Origin of the sequence: Buttiauxella cochleicola (genome assembly GCF_021282405.1) — a bacterium.
Taxonomy (GTDB): Bacteria; Pseudomonadota; Gammaproteobacteria; order Enterobacterales; family Enterobacteriaceae; genus Buttiauxella; species Buttiauxella massiliensis.
In genome coordinates, this window is record NZ_JAJSOU010000002.1 from 125200 (window position 1) to 141585 (window position 16386).

Here is a 16386-nt window from a genome sequence, read left to right on the forward strand (position 1 = left end):
GGATGCAAAGCACCCCGCCTATTTGTTACTCGCCTTCCCCTGGGAACAGGAAAGGATTAATGCTGCTGCGGGCAAAGCCTTCTTGCTCCATGCGTGCATCCAGCACCAGCGAGGCTAAATCGTCGGCCACGGCTTCTACTTTGGCATCTTTTTCCTGATACAAAATCTTCAGGTAAGTGCCGCAGTCGCCGCAGCTTTCCGCTTTAATTGCTGACTGTTCGCTTTCCAGCGACCAGTAGTTCAAATCGCGGGTTTGCTCGCAGTTGCTGCATTTAATGCGCACCACATGCCACTCGGTTTCGCACAGATTGCAGTGCAAATAACGCAGGCCGCTGGTGCCGCCGATTTGCACGACGCTGGATACCGGAATCGAACCGCAAACCGGGCAGAACTGGCGTTGCTCGCCATATTCCGCTTTCGCACGCCCTGGGATCAGGCTGGCCATTTGCGCCCAGTAAAGCGACAACGCAGCCCAAATGAACGGGGCTTTGTCGCTCGAAACTAGCGCAAAGTCTGAATTAAATAGCGCGGTGGCCATCTCTTCCAGCTCTTGCGAAGAGGCTTTTTCCAGGTTTTCGATAACCGCTAAAGCCTGGCCGTCCATTTCTGGTTTCAGCTCAGCAATCAGTGAGTTAAGCAAACGCTGCCAGTGTGGGTCACGCGGCAGCACATGAATATCCAACGGCGGTTTGCCCGTCTCAGAAGACTTCTGAATCAGCGCCGTTAAGTCCATTTGCAGCGGGTGGTCGTACAGCACCACTTCCTGCGCATGGGCGATAAGTGCGGCAAAGCGCAAGAAATCACCCAACGGATTGTCAGTCGCCAGTTCGCGCAGGCGATCTGCACGGCGGTTATAGAGATGTTTCAGCCGGGGGAACAGTAACGGCGGAATCATCTCCGCCGTACGTTTGTCGCTCTTCTCCAGCTGATCTTGCGGGATTATGCGAATACTCATTCCGATCGTTTTTCCTGTTTCTGGCGAACTTCACGGTACCATTTCGGATGGTGTTTCTTCGCCCAGGACGTCGTGACCCAGCCTTCCACCATCGCGGTAATCGTGCCTTTCACCCAAAGGGCGGCGTAGATGTGGACCATAATAACCACAATCAAGGCCACTGCGGCAAATGAATGCACCATCAGGGCTACGCGTATCACCGGGATTGAGAAAGCAGGAGCAAAGTACGGACGCCAGATAATCACGCCGCTCACCAGCAACAGCACCAGGAAGATAATCGCCGCCCAGAACACGCATTTCTGGCCGAAGTTATACCGCCCGGTGTCACCTACTTCCTCGTTGACGACGATCTTACGAATATTCTTCGCCCAAAAGATATCATCCCGATTGATTAGATTATGGTGCCAGTAACGGAAAAACATGATGATAAACGAGGCAAACATCACCACACCGACGAATGGGTGGAGAATGCGCGCCAGCTGCGGCGTACCCAGAATGTGCATCAGCCAGTTGAAGGATGGGAAGAAGAACCCTAATCCGCTCACCGCCGCCAGTATGAAGCAGAAGGCGGTCACCCAGTGGTTGATGCGCTCAGGCGCGCTATAACGCTGAATAGTCACTTGTTTTTTCATGGTTTGCGCACCTCGTCGTCTTCATGGTGCAAGTTGTCGTCCTCTTCTTCGGCACGGTTCGGGCCGACACCCACATAGTGGAACACGCTGGCGGCGAAGGTCGCAGCAAAGCCAATAGCAGCAAGCGGCTTCCAGACACCTTTCCAGAATTTCACGGTTGGGCTGATGGACGGATTTTCCGGCAGGCCGTGATACAGCGTCGGCTTGTCCGCATGATGCAGCACATACATAACATGTGTGCCGCCAACGCCTTCCGGGTCGTACAAACCGGCGTTGTCGTAACCGCGCGTTTTCAGCTCAGCCACGCGCTCGCCCGCCAGGGTTTTCATGTCGTCTTTCGATCCGAAATGAATCGCCCCGGTTGGGCAGGTTTTCACGCAAGCAGGCTCCTGGCCGACGGTCACACGGTCTACACACAGGGTGCATTTGTAGACACGGTTGTCCTCCGGGTTCAGGCGCGGCACGTCGAACGGGCAACCGGCGATGCAATAACCACAGCCGATGCACTGCTCGGACTGGAAATCGACAATGCCGTTGGCGTACTGAATGATGGCACCTTCCGCCGGACACGCCTTCAAGCAGCCCGGGTCCGCGCAGTGCATACAGCCATCTTTGCGGATTAACCATTCCAGTTTGTCGTTTTGCTCCACTTCCGAAAAACGCATAACCGTCCACGATTTCGCGGTTAAATCCGCCGGGTTGTCGTAAACGCCGACGTTGCTGCCGATCTCATCACGCAGGTCGTTCCACTCCGAACAGGCCACCTGGCAGGCTTTACAGCCAATGCAGGTGGTGACGTCGATAAGTTTCGCAACCTCTTGCTGATGATCCCGCGCCTGAGGCGCGGGCGTGAGGCCATTAGTGGCGGAACGACGGATAATGTCCTGAGATTGATAAGCCATAATTCGTCTCCGTTACACCTTTTCCACATTGACCAGGAACGCTTTAAATTCAGGCGTTTGCGTGTTGGCATCACCGACAAATGGCGTCAGGGTGTTAGCGATAAAGCCTTTCTTCGCCACGCCCTCATAACCCCAGTGAATCGGAATACCGATGGTATCGACTTTCTGGCCGTTCACATCGAGCTGGCGTATACGCTTGGTCACCACCGCTTTGGCTTTAATAAAGCCACGGTTGGAGGAGACTTTCACCGTGTCGCCGTGAGCAATGCCGAGTGAATTTGCGAGCTTCTCGCCAATCTCGATAAACTGCTCTGGCTGCGCGATGGCGTTCAGTACCGCGTGTTTGGTCCAGTAGTGGAAGTGCTCGGTCAGGCGATAAGTGGTGCCGACATACGGGAATTTGTCGTGCTTGCCCATCGCTTCCAGGTCACCTTTAAACACGCGTGCCGCTGGGTTAGAAACCACGTTCGGGTGCAGCGGGTTGGTGCCAAGCGGTGTTTCAAACGGCTCGTAGTGCTCAGGGAACGGCCCTTCTGCCATCTTGTCGATAGCAAACAAGCGCCCTAAACCTTCCGGCTGCATGATGAATGGCCCAACGTCAGTGCCCGGTGCGGCAGTGCTGTAGTCGGCGATATCCGCACCGCTCCACTTCGCGCCATCCCAGGAAATCAGGCGGCGTTTTTCATCCCACGGTTTACCCGCTGGATCAGCAGAGGCACGGTTATACAGAATGCGGCGGTTGAGCGGCCATGCCCAGGCCCAGCCTAACGTGTTACCCAAACCTGACGGGTCGGCGTTATCACGACGTGCCATCTGGTTGCCGTCTGGCGTCCAGGAACCGGCAAAAATCCAGCAACCGCTGGAAGTGGTGCCGTCGTCACGCAGTTGTGCGAACGAGCTAAGTTGCTGGCCTTTTTTCACCAGAACCGCACCGGTTGCCGGGTCGACAACGTCCTGCAACGCTTTACCGTTGCTCTCCATCGCCACTTCTTCCGGTGCCGGGTTGTCCGGTGTCTGGTAATTCCAGGTCATATTCAGCACTTGCTCAGGCAGCGCACCGCCTTCGCTCTGATACATGTGGCGCATACGGCTGAAGATACCCGCAAGGATTTCGCCGTCGTTCAGCGCTTCCCCTGGGGCGTCCGCACCTTTCCAGTGCCACTGCAACCAGCGGCCGGAGTTAACGATAGAACCGTTTTCCTCAGCAAAGCAGGTCGACGGCAGGCGGAACACTTCGGTCTGGATTTTCGACGGGTCGACATCGTTAAACTCGCCGTGGTTTTGCCAGAAGTTCGCGGTTTCGGTGTTCAGCGGGTCGATGGTCACGAGGAATTTCAGCTTCGACAGTGACGCAATGACTTTGTTTTTGTTCGGGAACGACGCCACCGGGTTAAAGCCCTGGCAGAGGTAGCCGTTCACTTTGCCCTGGTTCATCATCTCGAAATATTGCAGGACGTCGTAGCCCTTATCCCACTTCGGCAACCAGTCGTAACCCCAGCTATTTTCCGCTGTGGCTTTGTCGCCAAAGAAGGCTTTCATCATCGAAACGAAGAATTTCGGGTAGTTGCCCCAGTAGTTGACCTGGCCTTCCAGCAGCGGTTTTGGCGTGTTGGCGGCAAGGTACGTCTGGAGATCGGGCTGTTTCTCGTTCGGCAGCGTCATGTAGCCCGGCAGGCTTTGCGACAGCAGGCCGAGGTCAGTCAGACCCTGAATGTTGGAGTGACCGCGCAGGGCGTTCACGCCGCCACCTGCCATTCCCATATTGCCGAGCAGCAGCTGAATCATCGCCATGGTGCGGATGTTCTGCGCGCCCACGGAGTGTTGCGTCCAGCCCAGCGCATACAAGAACGATGCGGTTTTGTTTTTGGCGCTGGTTTCTGCGATGTATTCACAAACTTTCAGGAAATCATCTTTCGGGGTGCCGCAAATATTGGAAACCACTTCCGGCGTGTAGCGAGAAACGTGCTCTTTGAGCAGGTTCCAAACGCAACGTGGGTGAGTCAGCGTCAGGTCGCGTTTGGCGAAGCCTTTTTCGTCCAGCTCATAGTTCCAGGTAGTTTTGTCGTATTTACGGTTTGCCGCGTCGTAGCCCGAGAACAGGCCATCTTCGAAACTGTAATCCTCACGCACAATCAGGTTGGCGTTGGTGTAAGCCTCAACGTATTCGCGGTTGAATTTATTGTTGTTTATCAGGTACAGCAGCACGCCTGACAGGAAAGCAATGTCAGAACCGGAACGAATCGGGGTGTAGAAATCCGCCACCGAAGCGGTACGCGTAAAGCGCGGATCGATAACAATCAGCTTCGCGCCGTTATGGATTTTGGCTTCCATCGCCCAGCGGAACCCGACCGGATGCGCTTCTGCGGCGTTGCCACCCATCACAATAACGAGATCGGCGTTCTTGATATCAACCCAGTGGTTGGTCATCGCACCGCGACCAAATGTTGGAGCAAGACTTGCTACCGTTGGTCCGTGTCAGACACGCGCCTGGTTATCCACGGCTAACATGCCGAGGGCGCGGGAAAATTTCTGGGTTAAATAGCCGGTTTCATTACTGGAAGCTGATGCACACAACATGCCGGTGGAGAGCCAACGGTTAACCGTGGTTCCCTGGTCGTTCTGCGCAATAAAATTGGCGTCGCGGTCTTGTTTCATCAGTTTGGCGATACGGTCAAACGCCGTTTCCCAACTGATTTGCTCCCATTTATCCGAGCCTGGTGCGCGGTAAGACGGGAATTTAAGACGGCTTTCACTGTGGATGAAATCCACCAGTCCTGCACCTTTCGGGCAGAGCGCGCCGCGGTTAACCGGATGGTCCGGGTCACCTTCAATATGGAAGATAGATGCTTTGGCATTTTTCGCGCCATCGCCGAGGCTATACATTAATAACCCACAACCGACGGAACAGTATGTGCAGGTATTACGCGTTTCACGGGTGCGCAGCAGCTTGTACTGCCGTGTTTCCGCGAGTGCAACGCCTGGTGCAAAGCCCAGTGCCGCTGCCGTAGTCCCTGCCATACCGCCAGCACAGATCTTAAAGAACTGTCTTCTGCTGACCTGCATGGATGCTCCTTTTTTCGACATTTTTCACATTATTATTAGGTGTATTTTTTGCGGTATTGACTGAGAAGGTTCACAATCAAGCCCGTACTGGCTATTGCCCCTAATCCCAAAGGGGTAATGTTTCCAGAATACCACATTAGAATTAAGGCTGTTCCAATCAGGTTAAGACAAAGTGAACAATTCCGACCCAAATCAGGACAAAATTGTGAACACCATCACTGGTGCGCGGACGATCGAACTATGGCAACGCCATGATTTGCTCGAGGCAAAAGGCGACTGGCTGGCTGAAGAAGTGCCGGTAGCCCTGGTCTACAACGGCATTTCCCATGTTGTGATGATGGCATCGCCCAAAGATCTGGAGCTTTTTGCGTTAGGTTTTTCCTTATCAGAAGGGATAATTGAATCCCCATCAGACATTTACGGAATTGATGTTTCACAAGTCTGTAACGGCCTGGAAGTGCAAATAGAGCTCTCAAGCCGCCGCTTTATGGGGCTGAAAGAACGCCGCCGCTCACTTGCCGGGCGTACTGGTTGTGGCGTCTGCGGTGTTGAGCAACTCAACGATATTGGCCGTCCGATTACCCCTCTGCCGTTCACGCAAACTTTCGATTTGAATAATCTTGATGCCGCCTTAAACCAGATGCGCGACTACCAGCCGGTGGGGCAACTCACAGGGTGTACGCACGCAGCATTGTGGCTTAACGAAAATGGCCAGATTCTGGAAGGTAAAGAAGATATAGGCCGCCATGTGGCGCTGGATAAACTGCTCGGTGCACGCGGGCGTGAGGGCTGGCACAACGGTGCGGTTTTAGTCTCAAGCCGCGCAAGCTATGAGATGGTGCAAAAGTCAGCCCAGTGTGGCGTAGAAATTCTGTTTGCCGTTTCTGCCGCGACCACGCTTGCCGTAGAAGTGGCAAGCCGCTGTAACCTCACGCTGGTTGGCTTTAGTAAACCAGGTCGAGCAACGGTTTACACCCATCCGCAGCGATTGTGTTAACAGGCTGTACATTCCGTTACGTACCGACACCAATCACTCACTGAACGTATTTGTTTGTTGGCATAGAGTTATTTCAACGGGCCAACAACCCACACATAAACAAATACGAGACTATCAAAATGAAAAAAGTATTAACTCTGATTGCTGTTGCTGTAATGGGTATGTCCTCTGTTGCTTTCGCTGCTGAAACTACTGCAGCACCTGCTCCGGCAAAACACACCACTACTGTGCACCACAAGAAACACCATAAAGCAGCTCCTGTAGCTCAGAAAGCGCAAGCAGCTAAAAAGCACCACAAAAAAGCAACTACAACCGCAACTCCAGCAGCACCACAGAAAGCCCAGGCTGCTAAAAAGCACCACAAAAAAGCCGCTACTACTGCAACTCCAGTAGCGCCACAGAAAGCTCAGGCTGCTAAAAAGCACCACAAAAAAGCAGCTGCACCAGTAGCGCCAGCAGCAAAACCAGCGGTTAAACCAGCTGCATAAGTTGCAATGAAATCCCTCATTACTAGAAACACCCGGCTTGCCGGGTGTTTTTTTATCAAGCCTGAGCAACTGCTAAAACGCTTTCGGTTTGAAATCATCCTGATGATGGTCATTCTTTATGGAATGGCTGCGGTCTGCTGCTACTTTTTGTTTTTCACGCCGTCCACGACTTAAACTCCCACTGGTTTCTTATTCCACCAATCGTCTGCACATCACATTCCTGAAAAACAAAATTCCGCCTGACTGTCTTGTAAACAGTTCTTCCTCTTTCTTTCACGCCTCTTAATTAATTTCACTCCCTTTCACCCGCAGAAAAATGCGTGAGCAGTCACATTTTTGAAAGCTGATATTCTTCATTTACGACTCAAATAATATCGGTGAATTCTATTCCCCAACCGATAAGAATAATCCATTGAAATATAGAGTTTTTCTTTATTCTTCAGTCATAAATCTTATATCAAAAATTCGTGACTTAAATCACAAATATCACCACCAAGAAGTATCTGTCAACCGCTACTCCTAATAAATGAATCCCAATTTTGTGATGTCTCTTGCAAATCCAAGGCTTGTTTAAAGGGAAAAATGTCTGCAAGGAAAATAAACGAGGCAAGTGTCATGAGAATCGGCATGGTAATTAGCGGCGGTGATGTCACGGGGATAAATAACTTTGTTTTTCAGGTTTCCCGACTGGCTCAAGCAGAAATCGTTTTGTTTAATGGTGGTATTCCGGGTCTATTGCAGAATAAACACCAGGATATTTCCATCCGCGATTTAGTGGATTTTTCCGTAGCATCCATTCCGATTATGTCTTCGGGTAGAACCAACCGTAAATTAATGGGTAGCGAATATGAAACTATCGCAAAACAGTTAAAAGCCCTGCATATCGATGTGCTTATTATGGCCGGTGGTGATGGCTCATTACAATTTCTGAATAACCTCAGTGAATATGGTGTGAATTGTTTCGGTGTCGGTATGACCATCGACAATGATGTTTACGGTAGTGATTACACCATCGGTTTTTCAACTGCATGTGAACAAGTGATTAAAGAAGTCGCCAAGCTGCGTAATACAGGCCGCGCTTTGCCAGGGCGTGTCTTTATGGTTGAACTGCTCGGCGGTTACTGCGGTGAATTGACGCTGCAATCGGCGATTAAAAGCAATGCTGATTTTGCGCTAATCCCCGAGTGCCAACAATCGTTGAGCGAACTGGCACATAAGATTAGCGCACGCCTTGAGACACAAAATAGCGTCGTGATCCTGTGCTCTGAAGGTTATACCAAAGAGTATTCCCCCGGCTTTCAAGGGGCAATTGACACCATGATTAAACAGCTTGAACCGAAAATTGGCGTACGTATTCGTAAGTCAATTATTGGTTATAGCCTGCGTAACGGTGACCCTACCTGCGAGGAAATTTATCAGGGCACGATTATGGCAGGCGAAGTCGTTCGTTGTATCCAGTCCGGCATGAGAAATAAAGCCATTATTATTAATTCGAGTAACAAACCGATCCCTATAGATTTAATCAGTATGCAAAAACGCCTCGTCGACACCGAAGGGCATCATTATAAATTAGCGAAGCAGCTCAATATTATTTGAGGAGACTTTCAATGCTTAAAATTCTTTGTGTATGCGGCTGTGGTTTAGGTTCCAGTTTCGCCATTGAAATGGCAGCAACTGCGGTACTTAAAAAACTTCAGATTCCGGCAGAAATTGATCACACCACCGTTTCAGAAGCGGGGGCCTTTAAATCTGACATTATTTTAACGCAAAAAACGTTCGCCGATATTTTAACGGCCGATGCTAGCGAAGAAGAAATTAAACGCGTCATTGTTCTACATCGCCTGACGGATAAAGACGAAATCGAACAAAAGATTGTCGCCTTTTTAAAAGATCGCAATGTGAAGGTATTCGACCATGAATAGCATCATTAACTTTATTGTTAAAGACCTGCTAGGACAGGCATCAATATTGATTGCCTTTATTGCCATGCTCGGTCTTTTGCTGCAAAAAAAATCGAAGGGTAAAGTCGCGGAAGGGACGTTTAAAACGCTGCTTGGTTTTTTAATCATGATGGCGGGTATCAACATTATTGTGGATACCCTGACTTTCTTGAACGATATCTTCACCCACGGTTTCGGCATGAAAGGCTACATCACCGATGTGGCGGCCATTGCCGGGTTGGCAAACCGCGAACTGGGTTCCGAAGTGGCACTCACGCTGATGGTGATATTTATCGTCAACATCATCATTGCCCGCATCACGCCGTTTAAATACATCTTTCTCACCGGGCAAGCACTACTTTGGATGGCAACGATTGGTGCAGTTATCGGCTATAAAGCCGGGCTGACCGGGCTGCCGTTGATTCTCACCGGTGGGATTTTCGGGGGAATTATGGCGGTGCTGATGCCTGCTCTCGCTCAACCCGTAGTGCGCCGCATTACCGGTTCTGACGATGTAGCTCTGGGTCACTTCTGCACTATTGGTTATTTGGTGCAGGCTGCGGTGGCGAAGGTTGTCGGCAAGGGTTCTAAATCTACCGAAGATTTGGTGTTGCCGGATAACTTCAAATTCTTGCAAGATACTTACCTTTCGATGGCCGTGGTGATGATCCCTATGTACCTCATCCCGGCGCTGGCGGCTGGCCCGGAATATATCGGCCAATACTCTCACGGCGTGAATTACCTGATGTTCGCCTTTATGCAGGCGATTCAATTTGTTGCCGGGGTATTTGTGCTCTACAGCGGTGTGCGTTTGCTGCTTAACGAATTGGTGCCTGCGTTCCGTGGTATTGCGATGCGCATCGTACCGGATGCGAAACCTGCGCTGGACTGCCCGGTTCTGTTCCCTTACGCCCCCAATGCCGTGATTGTTGGCTTCCTGGCCACCACCGTCGGCTCCATCATCGGCATGATTGTCTTCCCAATGTTTGGCCTGGCGATGATTCTGCCTGGCTTGTTGACCAACTTCTTTGCTGGTGGCACCGCAGGGATTTTCGGTAACGCAATGGGCGGCAGACGCGGTGCAATCATCGGTGGTGTGGTGCATGGCCTGTTTATTACCTTCCTTCCTGCCATCCTGGTGCCAATGCTTGAAAGCTACGGCTTTACCGGTGTGACTTTCAGCGATTCAGATGTGATCAGTAGTGGCCTGATTTTGGGGCATGTCTTCCAGAATAACTGGACGTTTGTCGGCTTATTCATCCTGTTCGTAGCGCTTATCGCCTGGTTCGTGAATGGCAAATCAACCAAACCTCAAGAGGAAAAAGCACATGAGTCTGTATAACTTCCCGGATTTATTACAGGTAGCCAAAGAGCGTAAATTTAAAGCGGTAGGCTCCTTTAATTTGCATTGCCTTGAAATGCTGCCCGCTTATTTTAAAGCTGCCAAAGCAACCAATAGCCCGTTAATGATTCAAATTTCTACCGGGACTGCGGAATATTTAGGTTATCGTTTATTAGTAGATTCAATTCGTTCTTTATCCGAAAGCCAGCAAATACCAACCTGCTTGCATCTGGATCACTGCTCAGATATTGAATCCATCAAAACGGCCATCGATGCTGGGTTTAGTTCAGTAATGTATGACGGTTCTCATCTGGACATGGCGGATAATATTGCTAATACACGTAAGGTTATTGATATTGCCCACCCGCGTAATATCTCCGTAGAAGCAGAACTGGGAGCGATTGGCGGCTCAGAAGATGGCAAAGCGGTCGCCATGGAAGATATCTGCTTTACCACCACCGAAGACGCTAAACGTTTCGTTGATGAAACCGGGGTGGATATGCTGGCGGTGTCCGTCGGTACAGTACACGGTCTGTATACTGGCAAAGCGAAAATTCAGCATCAACGCCTGGCAGATATCAGCGAAGTGACCAAAACCCCGCTGGTACTGCACGGTGGCACAGGTGTCAGCGATGAAGATATGCGCCGCGCTGTCGCCGGAGGCATTGATAAAGTCAACGTCGGTACTGAAATGAACGTGCAGTGGGTTGGGCACTGCAAAGAAACCTTTGAAAAAGGAAAAGTGAATGACAGCGTGCGCAAATTTTTAATACCGGCAAATGATGCAGTCGCTGCTGTATTAATCGAAAAGATCGCATTGTTTAAATAAAGCAGGCGTTATCCTCTACTCTTCATTGTAACCCTGGTTGCGTGGCAACCGTCGGGCGGGAGCTAGCTATGTTTGGATCTTTGAAAAAACTTTTTCACAGTGATAATTCGGATACGGCGCAATATGATATTCAAGCCGTACAACTTGAAACTGAATTAACTGCTTTGGAAAACACATTAACGGAAAACCCAAATAATGGCGAAACACAAAAAGCATTAATGTTGCGCTATAACCAGGCGTTACAAGTTTTTGCGAAGAGTAAAACACACCGTCAGCATATCGATGCTTTATTTGTCAAAATTGATGAGCTGAGAAATATTATTCGTAAGAATATTTAGGGAGTTCGCATGGCTATTAAAGAGTTATTAATTGAAGCCCAGGCGATACAAGTTGGCGTACGCGAAACAGACTGGAAAAAGGTGATTAGACTTGCGGCTCAACCGCTGGTTGATAATGGCTATATCCTGCCCTCCTACTACCAGGCAGTAATTAATAATACCCTTGAGCATGGTGCGTATTACGTTTTTGAAGAGGGCGTCGCCATGCCCCACGCTCGCCCGGAATGCGGGGTGATAAAAAATGGCTTCAGTCTGGTTTTACTTGATGAACCCATCACCTTTGCCGACAGCGAAAAGGCCGATATCGTGATTATGTTTGCCGCCTGCGACAGCAATGGGCATATCGAAGAAGGTATCCGCGCGATTGTAAATTTGTTGGGCGATGACGATGTGATGGCAAAACTGCGTCGGGCAAAAGGCAAGGAAGAGGTGATCGCAATATTATGAGCCAGACCACGCGAACACAGGGCAAAACGGTAGTACTTGTGAACGGCGTACCCGCCTCAGGAAAAAGCACTATCGCCCGTTTGTTGTCCGAACATTTTACGTTACCGCTACTGACTATCGACGGTATCAAGGAACCTTTTATGGCGCAGTTCGAGGAGATAGACAGGCCGTTTAATCGCCGCCTCGGAAGTGCTGCTTATGAGGTAATTTGGTCGATAGTGGCGGATAGCCCAACGCAGTGTGTCTTTATTGTCGATGCATGGTTTGGCTTCCAGCCGAAAGAGATGCTTGAACGTTATCTAGAGCAGGCGGGCGTCACCAGAGTTCTGGAGGTATGGAACCACATTCCCGGCGCCCTTGCCGCCGAACGCTATGCGCAGCGGCTTGGCGTAAGACGCCCCGGCCACCCAGGGGAAGAATATCTGCCGGAGTTGGTAAAACTTGCGGATAGCGCTGAGCCTATGTCTCTTGGGCCGGTTTTCACTGTGGACCACCGAGAGCCGATCGACACCGCTGGTCTCCTTGCATGGCTGAGTGAAGAATTTGGAGACTAACCCGAATGTTGCTTCCGTTAGTCGGTTAAGCCCTCTGCGTTCCAGAGGGCTTAGGGAGAAATCAAGAAGCAGGTGAAGCCACGAGTTTGCGCGTCTTACCATAAATAATGGTCAGAACCGCAGGGACAGTAAATGCGACGATTATCGCAAACACTTCATAAATCATTTTTGAATCTGGGCCGCTGAATAGACCTAATTCGAACACATTAAGCACCGGCAGGAAGCTGTAAGTTTTGACGCCCAGCAAACCGGTAATACCACCGCCCAATGCGGCACCAATACAACCGAAGACAAACAACATTCTGTATTTCAGATTCACGCCATACAGCGCCGGTTCAGTAATACCGAAGAAGGCAGAAATTGAGGCAGAAATCGCAATCTGTTTGTCCTTGAGGTTGCGGGCAATAAAGATTGCGCCGAATGCCGCGCCAAACTGCCCCATCACCGCCGACATAAACATCGCCATAATGGTGTCGTAGCCGTTGACCTGAATATTTATCAGCGCGAGTGGGATGATGCCCCAGTGCACACCGAACACTACAAACAGCTGGCCAATACCGGCAAGCAGCGCACCAGAAATGACCGGGCTGAGGTTATAAAGCCATGCATATCCGTTAGCAATACCGACCCCGACGTAATCCGCAATCGGGCCAATTAAGGTGAACACTACAAACCCGCAGATGATGAGCGATAAACAAGGCACAAATACAAACGCAGCCAGCTCCGGGATTATCTTTTTCAGCCAGCGTTCCACATAACTCAGGAACAACACGGCAAATACAGCAGGGATAACCGCACCGCCATAAATCTTAACGTTCAGAGCAAGCCCCATAATATGGAATGCACCGGGAACACTTGGGTCGGTTAACGGGAAAATCATCGCCGCAGTCAGTGCCAGCGCAGTAAACTTATTAGTTTTAAAACGTTCTGATGCCGTAACTGCGATAAACAATGGCAACATCACAAACACGCCGCTCGACAGCGCATTAAACACGGTGAACACATAAGAATGCGTATCCACCAGGTTCATTGTTTGCAGCAATACCACAATCCCTTTTACAACACCGACACCCGCCAGCACACCGATGTAAGGCGTGAAAATAGCGGAAAGTGTAGCCAGCAAGCGGCTTACCCATGAGCCTTGCGCAGTTGTTTCTTCAGCTACAGGCGTTTGTTCACCGAGCAGCTCTTTAATCGCTGAACATACCTGATCGACTTTCGGGCCAATCACTATCTGGAATTGACTCGGGCTATCCACTAATTTCACAACTTCAGGAAGACCATAGAGCGCTTCCGGATTCACTTTATTTTTATCTTTTAATGTAAAACGTAAACGTGTTGCGCAATGAGTAATATGCTCAATATTCTCGGACTCACCAACATGTTTAATTATTTGTTGGGCAAGCTGACTATATGTCGTCATGGTATTTCCTTAGTTTCAAGGTTTGCGCTGTATTTATTGCCCGATAAAAATATCGGACAACGTTGTAGGGTCAGACGGGTATATTAGGCATAATCGCCAGGCTTTGTTTTACTCTTAACGGAAATACCAAAATCAGTAAAAATACGTTGTGGCAAGTCATTACCTTTCGCTTCGGCGATATGGTGCGCCAGAATCTGGAAAGGAATCACCATCAGTAACGGGGCGATAAATATATCTACATCAGCGTTAATGGCGAGCGTTCGCTCATCACTGCTTACACCTAATTTAATGGTGTAAATATAATCGGTATATTTTTTCTCATAGTCTTTCAGCAGTAATAAACGCTCACGCGCTTCTCCAGGTGTGTCGAGGAAAAACATCCGGTGATTGCCATTCACTTCAAAATAAGGGCCATGCATAAAGGCTTCCAATTCTACCCCTTGCGATGGCACGCGAATAGTTTCTGCAAACTTGGTTTCCATTTCTTTAATCACACCCACGCTCGGGCCATAGCCAATTGCCGTAAATCTTGGGGAGGCAGTTAGCTCGTCTTTCCATTTTTCGAAAAAGACTTCAGTTGTATCAATAATCTGTGGGATAGATTTTACTGCTACGGATAATTTCGCTAACTCTTCGGTTTCCTGCGTTTCAGTGATTAAACCATTGCAGCGCGCGGTATAAAGACCGAGCAACATGAATTTAAAAATAGTCGCCACATAACCTTTAGTGACGTAACCCACGCGCTCTTCACCAATTTCAATATCGATGGCGTGATCAACGGTTTTCGCCAGTTCGCTGGACAGTTTGCTGGTTAAACCATAGGTCACTAACGGGAAACTTTTGCGGATGTGTTTTATCGCATTGATGGTGGATGTGCTTTCACCGCTTTGCGATACACCAAGCACCAGATCGGTCGCGACATCCATTTTTTCGTAGTGCTGGAAGTGGAACGGCTCCTCCACGGTAACGCGCACGTTCGCCAGGTTTTCAACATAGTATTTCGCGCTTTTGATGGCGTTAATACTTGAACCAGTAGCTAAAACCAACCACGTGCTCTTTCCCTTAATCTCTGGCAGATCATGTGGATAACGATCAAGCATTGCTGAAAGTGTCGCTTGCTCTTCGTGAATGTAAGTCATCATTGTCGGCTTCATTGGCCCTCCTGAAATCAAAACCTGAAAACGTTTTCAGGTTTTAGGCTAGAGGAGCTTGAGTGGGGTTGTCAATCCACTTTTCAGCAATTGTGGTGGGGATCAAAAAATATCGTATGCGGAGGTTTTGGAGCCTTCAGAAATACTGAAATGCTAAAAGGGAGCTAGCAGGACTCACCTGGTATCAGGCTCAGTTGGATTTTTTCAGGCACTACAGATTCAGTCGTATCTTTCAGCGATGTCATTAAAACTTTCATCACTGTTTTACCGATGAGTTCATTGTGATGGTTCACAGTAGTAATTCGTGGAATGAAATATTCGCTACCAGGGAAATATTCACAGCTGACAATAGCAATATCTTCAGGCACAGAAATATTTCTATCTTTTAATGCCCTAATTGCTCCTTTTGCGACATGATCATTAATCGCCACAATAGCTTCGGGCAATTTTTCACTCTGCGAGAGCAACTTATCTACCGCTTCATAGCCATGCTGTAAGTAGAAGTTATTTAATACAATGTGATTATCGTCAACCATTATATTAGCTTGCTGAAGCGTGTTTTTAAAAGAATCTATACGTTGCTGGGTAATATAAACACTTTTCGAGCCACCAATAAATCCGATTTTTTTATAGCCCTTACTTATCAGATGATTAGTTGCAAGTGCAACACACCCAGACTGATCGCGCTCTACACAAGAATAATCTACACCAACTAATTGTCGTCCAACCACGATTACCGGAATGGCCGCACAAAGTTTCTTCAACTCATGGAAATAAGAGTCTGGCACATTATTATAATCAATATTCCCACCAAGAATAATAACTCCATCAATCTGACTATCAGTAATCGAGTTGAAAATATTTTCTTCCGGAATAATTCCCCCCTGCGAAGAGGATTTATTTGCAGATTGTGTATCGTAGAGTGTGACTTTATATCCGGCCCGCAAACTCTCATTTTCGATTTGAGCAACCAGCATCACAAAATAGGGGTTACTGATATCGGAAACGACAATCGCCAGCGTCTGTGTCTTTTTGGAAATCATACCGCGCGCCAACAAATTGGGGCTGAATTGCTGCTCCTGAATAACTTTTTCAACCCTGGCGCGAGTTTTATCCGCCACCCAGCTGTTGTTATTCAGAACACGGGAAACTGTCGCAATAGATACATTGGCCAGTTCAGCAATATCCTTGATTGTTAGCGGCTTTTTCATTTTTTTGTCCCGACCCTACAAGGCGTTAATAGTAGGGCAACGCGCCGGGTGAAGCAAAGGGGGATTTTCTTCATCCAAACAGACTGCACTTTTTATTCCATCTGCCGATAACTT

Annotated in this window: 16 protein-coding genes; 9 read left to right on the plus strand and 7 right to left on the minus strand. The window is 49.1% G+C overall.

The window, feature by feature from the left end; all coding sequences use genetic code 11:
• Positions 1 to 25: 25 nt before the first annotated feature.
• The 4 genes from fdhE to fdnG are packed head-to-tail and all read right to left on the minus strand — an operon-like array spanning position 26 to position 5552.
• Positions 26 to 955 (minus strand): formate dehydrogenase accessory protein FdhE, encoded by a 930-nt coding sequence (fdhE, locus tag LVQ79_RS02870; RefSeq protein WP_232863824.1) that lies wholly within the window; start codon positions 953 to 955, stop codon positions 26 to 28.
• Entirely contained in the window at positions 952 to 1587 is a 636-nt protein-coding gene (fdoI, locus tag LVQ79_RS02875; RefSeq protein ID WP_232863825.1) for a formate dehydrogenase cytochrome b556 subunit, read from the minus strand. Before fdoI ends, fdhE begins: the two co-directional genes overlap by 4 nt.
• Positions 1584 to 2489: a formate dehydrogenase subunit beta gene (gene fdxH / locus LVQ79_RS02880; protein WP_232863826.1), complete on the minus strand. Its 906-nt coding sequence runs from the start codon at positions 2487 to 2489 to the stop codon at positions 1584 to 1586. The genes fdoI and fdxH overlap by 4 nt, the downstream gene beginning before the upstream one ends.
• Positions 2490 to 2501: 12 nt before the next feature.
• Entirely contained in the window at positions 2502 to 5552 is a 3051-nt protein-coding gene (gene fdnG / locus LVQ79_RS02885; RefSeq protein ID WP_232863827.1) for a formate dehydrogenase-N subunit alpha, read from the minus strand.
• Positions 5553 to 5724: 172 nt separating this feature from the next.
• Between fdnG and fdhD the strand changes: the two genes are divergently transcribed.
• From fdhD to LVQ79_RS02930, 9 genes are all read left to right on the plus strand, one after another.
• On the plus strand, positions 5725 to 6549 hold the full coding sequence (gene fdhD, locus LVQ79_RS02890) for a formate dehydrogenase accessory sulfurtransferase FdhD (RefSeq protein WP_232863828.1): 825 nt from the start codon (positions 5725 to 5727) through the stop codon (positions 6547 to 6549).
• A gap of 119 nt (positions 6550 to 6668) precedes the next feature.
• Positions 6669 to 7037, plus strand: coding sequence for an acid resistance repetitive basic protein Asr (asr, locus tag LVQ79_RS02895; RefSeq protein WP_064514407.1), 369 nt, complete (start codon positions 6669 to 6671; stop codon positions 7035 to 7037).
• Positions 7038 to 7652: 615 nt separating this feature from the next.
• On the plus strand, positions 7653 to 8633 hold the full coding sequence (locus tag LVQ79_RS02900; protein ID WP_232863829.1) for a 6-phosphofructokinase: 981 nt from the start codon (positions 7653 to 7655) through the stop codon (positions 8631 to 8633).
• A gap of 11 nt (positions 8634 to 8644) precedes the next feature.
• Positions 8645 to 8959 carry a PTS sugar transporter subunit IIB gene (locus tag LVQ79_RS02905; RefSeq protein WP_034460367.1) on the plus strand — a complete coding sequence of 105 codons (315 nt, stop codon included), beginning with the start codon at positions 8645 to 8647 and terminating at the stop codon, positions 8957 to 8959.
• Positions 8952 to 10319, plus strand: coding sequence for a PTS sugar transporter subunit IIC (locus tag LVQ79_RS02910; RefSeq protein WP_064561195.1), 1368 nt, complete (start codon positions 8952 to 8954; stop codon positions 10317 to 10319). The genes LVQ79_RS02905 and LVQ79_RS02910 overlap by 8 nt, the downstream gene beginning before the upstream one ends.
• Positions 10306 to 11148 carry a class II fructose-bisphosphate aldolase gene (locus LVQ79_RS02915; RefSeq protein WP_232863830.1) on the plus strand — a complete coding sequence of 281 codons (843 nt, stop codon included), beginning with the start codon at positions 10306 to 10308 and terminating at the stop codon, positions 11146 to 11148. Before LVQ79_RS02910 ends, LVQ79_RS02915 begins: the two co-directional genes overlap by 14 nt.
• A gap of 68 nt (positions 11149 to 11216) precedes the next feature.
• Entirely contained in the window at positions 11217 to 11486 is a 270-nt protein-coding gene (locus tag LVQ79_RS02920) for a hypothetical protein (protein WP_034499301.1), read from the plus strand.
• 9 nt (positions 11487 to 11495) lie between these two features.
• Positions 11496 to 11933, plus strand: a complete 438-nt coding sequence (locus tag LVQ79_RS02925; RefSeq protein ID WP_232863831.1) for a PTS sugar transporter subunit IIA — start codon at positions 11496 to 11498, stop codon at positions 11931 to 11933.
• Positions 11930 to 12487: a P-loop nucleotide/nucleoside kinase family protein gene (locus LVQ79_RS02930; RefSeq protein ID WP_232863832.1), complete on the plus strand. Its 558-nt coding sequence runs from the start codon at positions 11930 to 11932 to the stop codon at positions 12485 to 12487. The genes LVQ79_RS02925 and LVQ79_RS02930 overlap by 4 nt, the downstream gene beginning before the upstream one ends.
• A 61-nt stretch (positions 12488 to 12548) precedes the next feature.
• Here LVQ79_RS02930 and LVQ79_RS02935 read toward each other — a convergent pair whose 3' ends face one another.
• The 3 genes from LVQ79_RS02935 to LVQ79_RS02945 all read right to left on the minus strand — a co-directional run bounded on the left by LVQ79_RS02935 (position 12549) and on the right by LVQ79_RS02945 (position 16272).
• On the minus strand, positions 12549 to 13910 hold the full coding sequence (locus LVQ79_RS02935; protein ID WP_232863833.1) for a PTS transporter subunit EIIC: 1362 nt from the start codon (positions 13908 to 13910) through the stop codon (positions 12549 to 12551).
• Between the two features lie 83 nt (positions 13911 to 13993).
• Positions 13994 to 15064, minus strand: coding sequence for an SIS domain-containing protein (locus LVQ79_RS02940; protein WP_232863834.1), 1071 nt, complete (start codon positions 15062 to 15064; stop codon positions 13994 to 13996).
• Between the two features lie 161 nt (positions 15065 to 15225).
• On the minus strand, positions 15226 to 16272 hold the full coding sequence (locus LVQ79_RS02945; protein WP_232863835.1) for a LacI family DNA-binding transcriptional regulator: 1047 nt from the start codon (positions 16270 to 16272) through the stop codon (positions 15226 to 15228).
• Between the last annotated feature and the right edge of the window lie 114 nt (positions 16273 to 16386).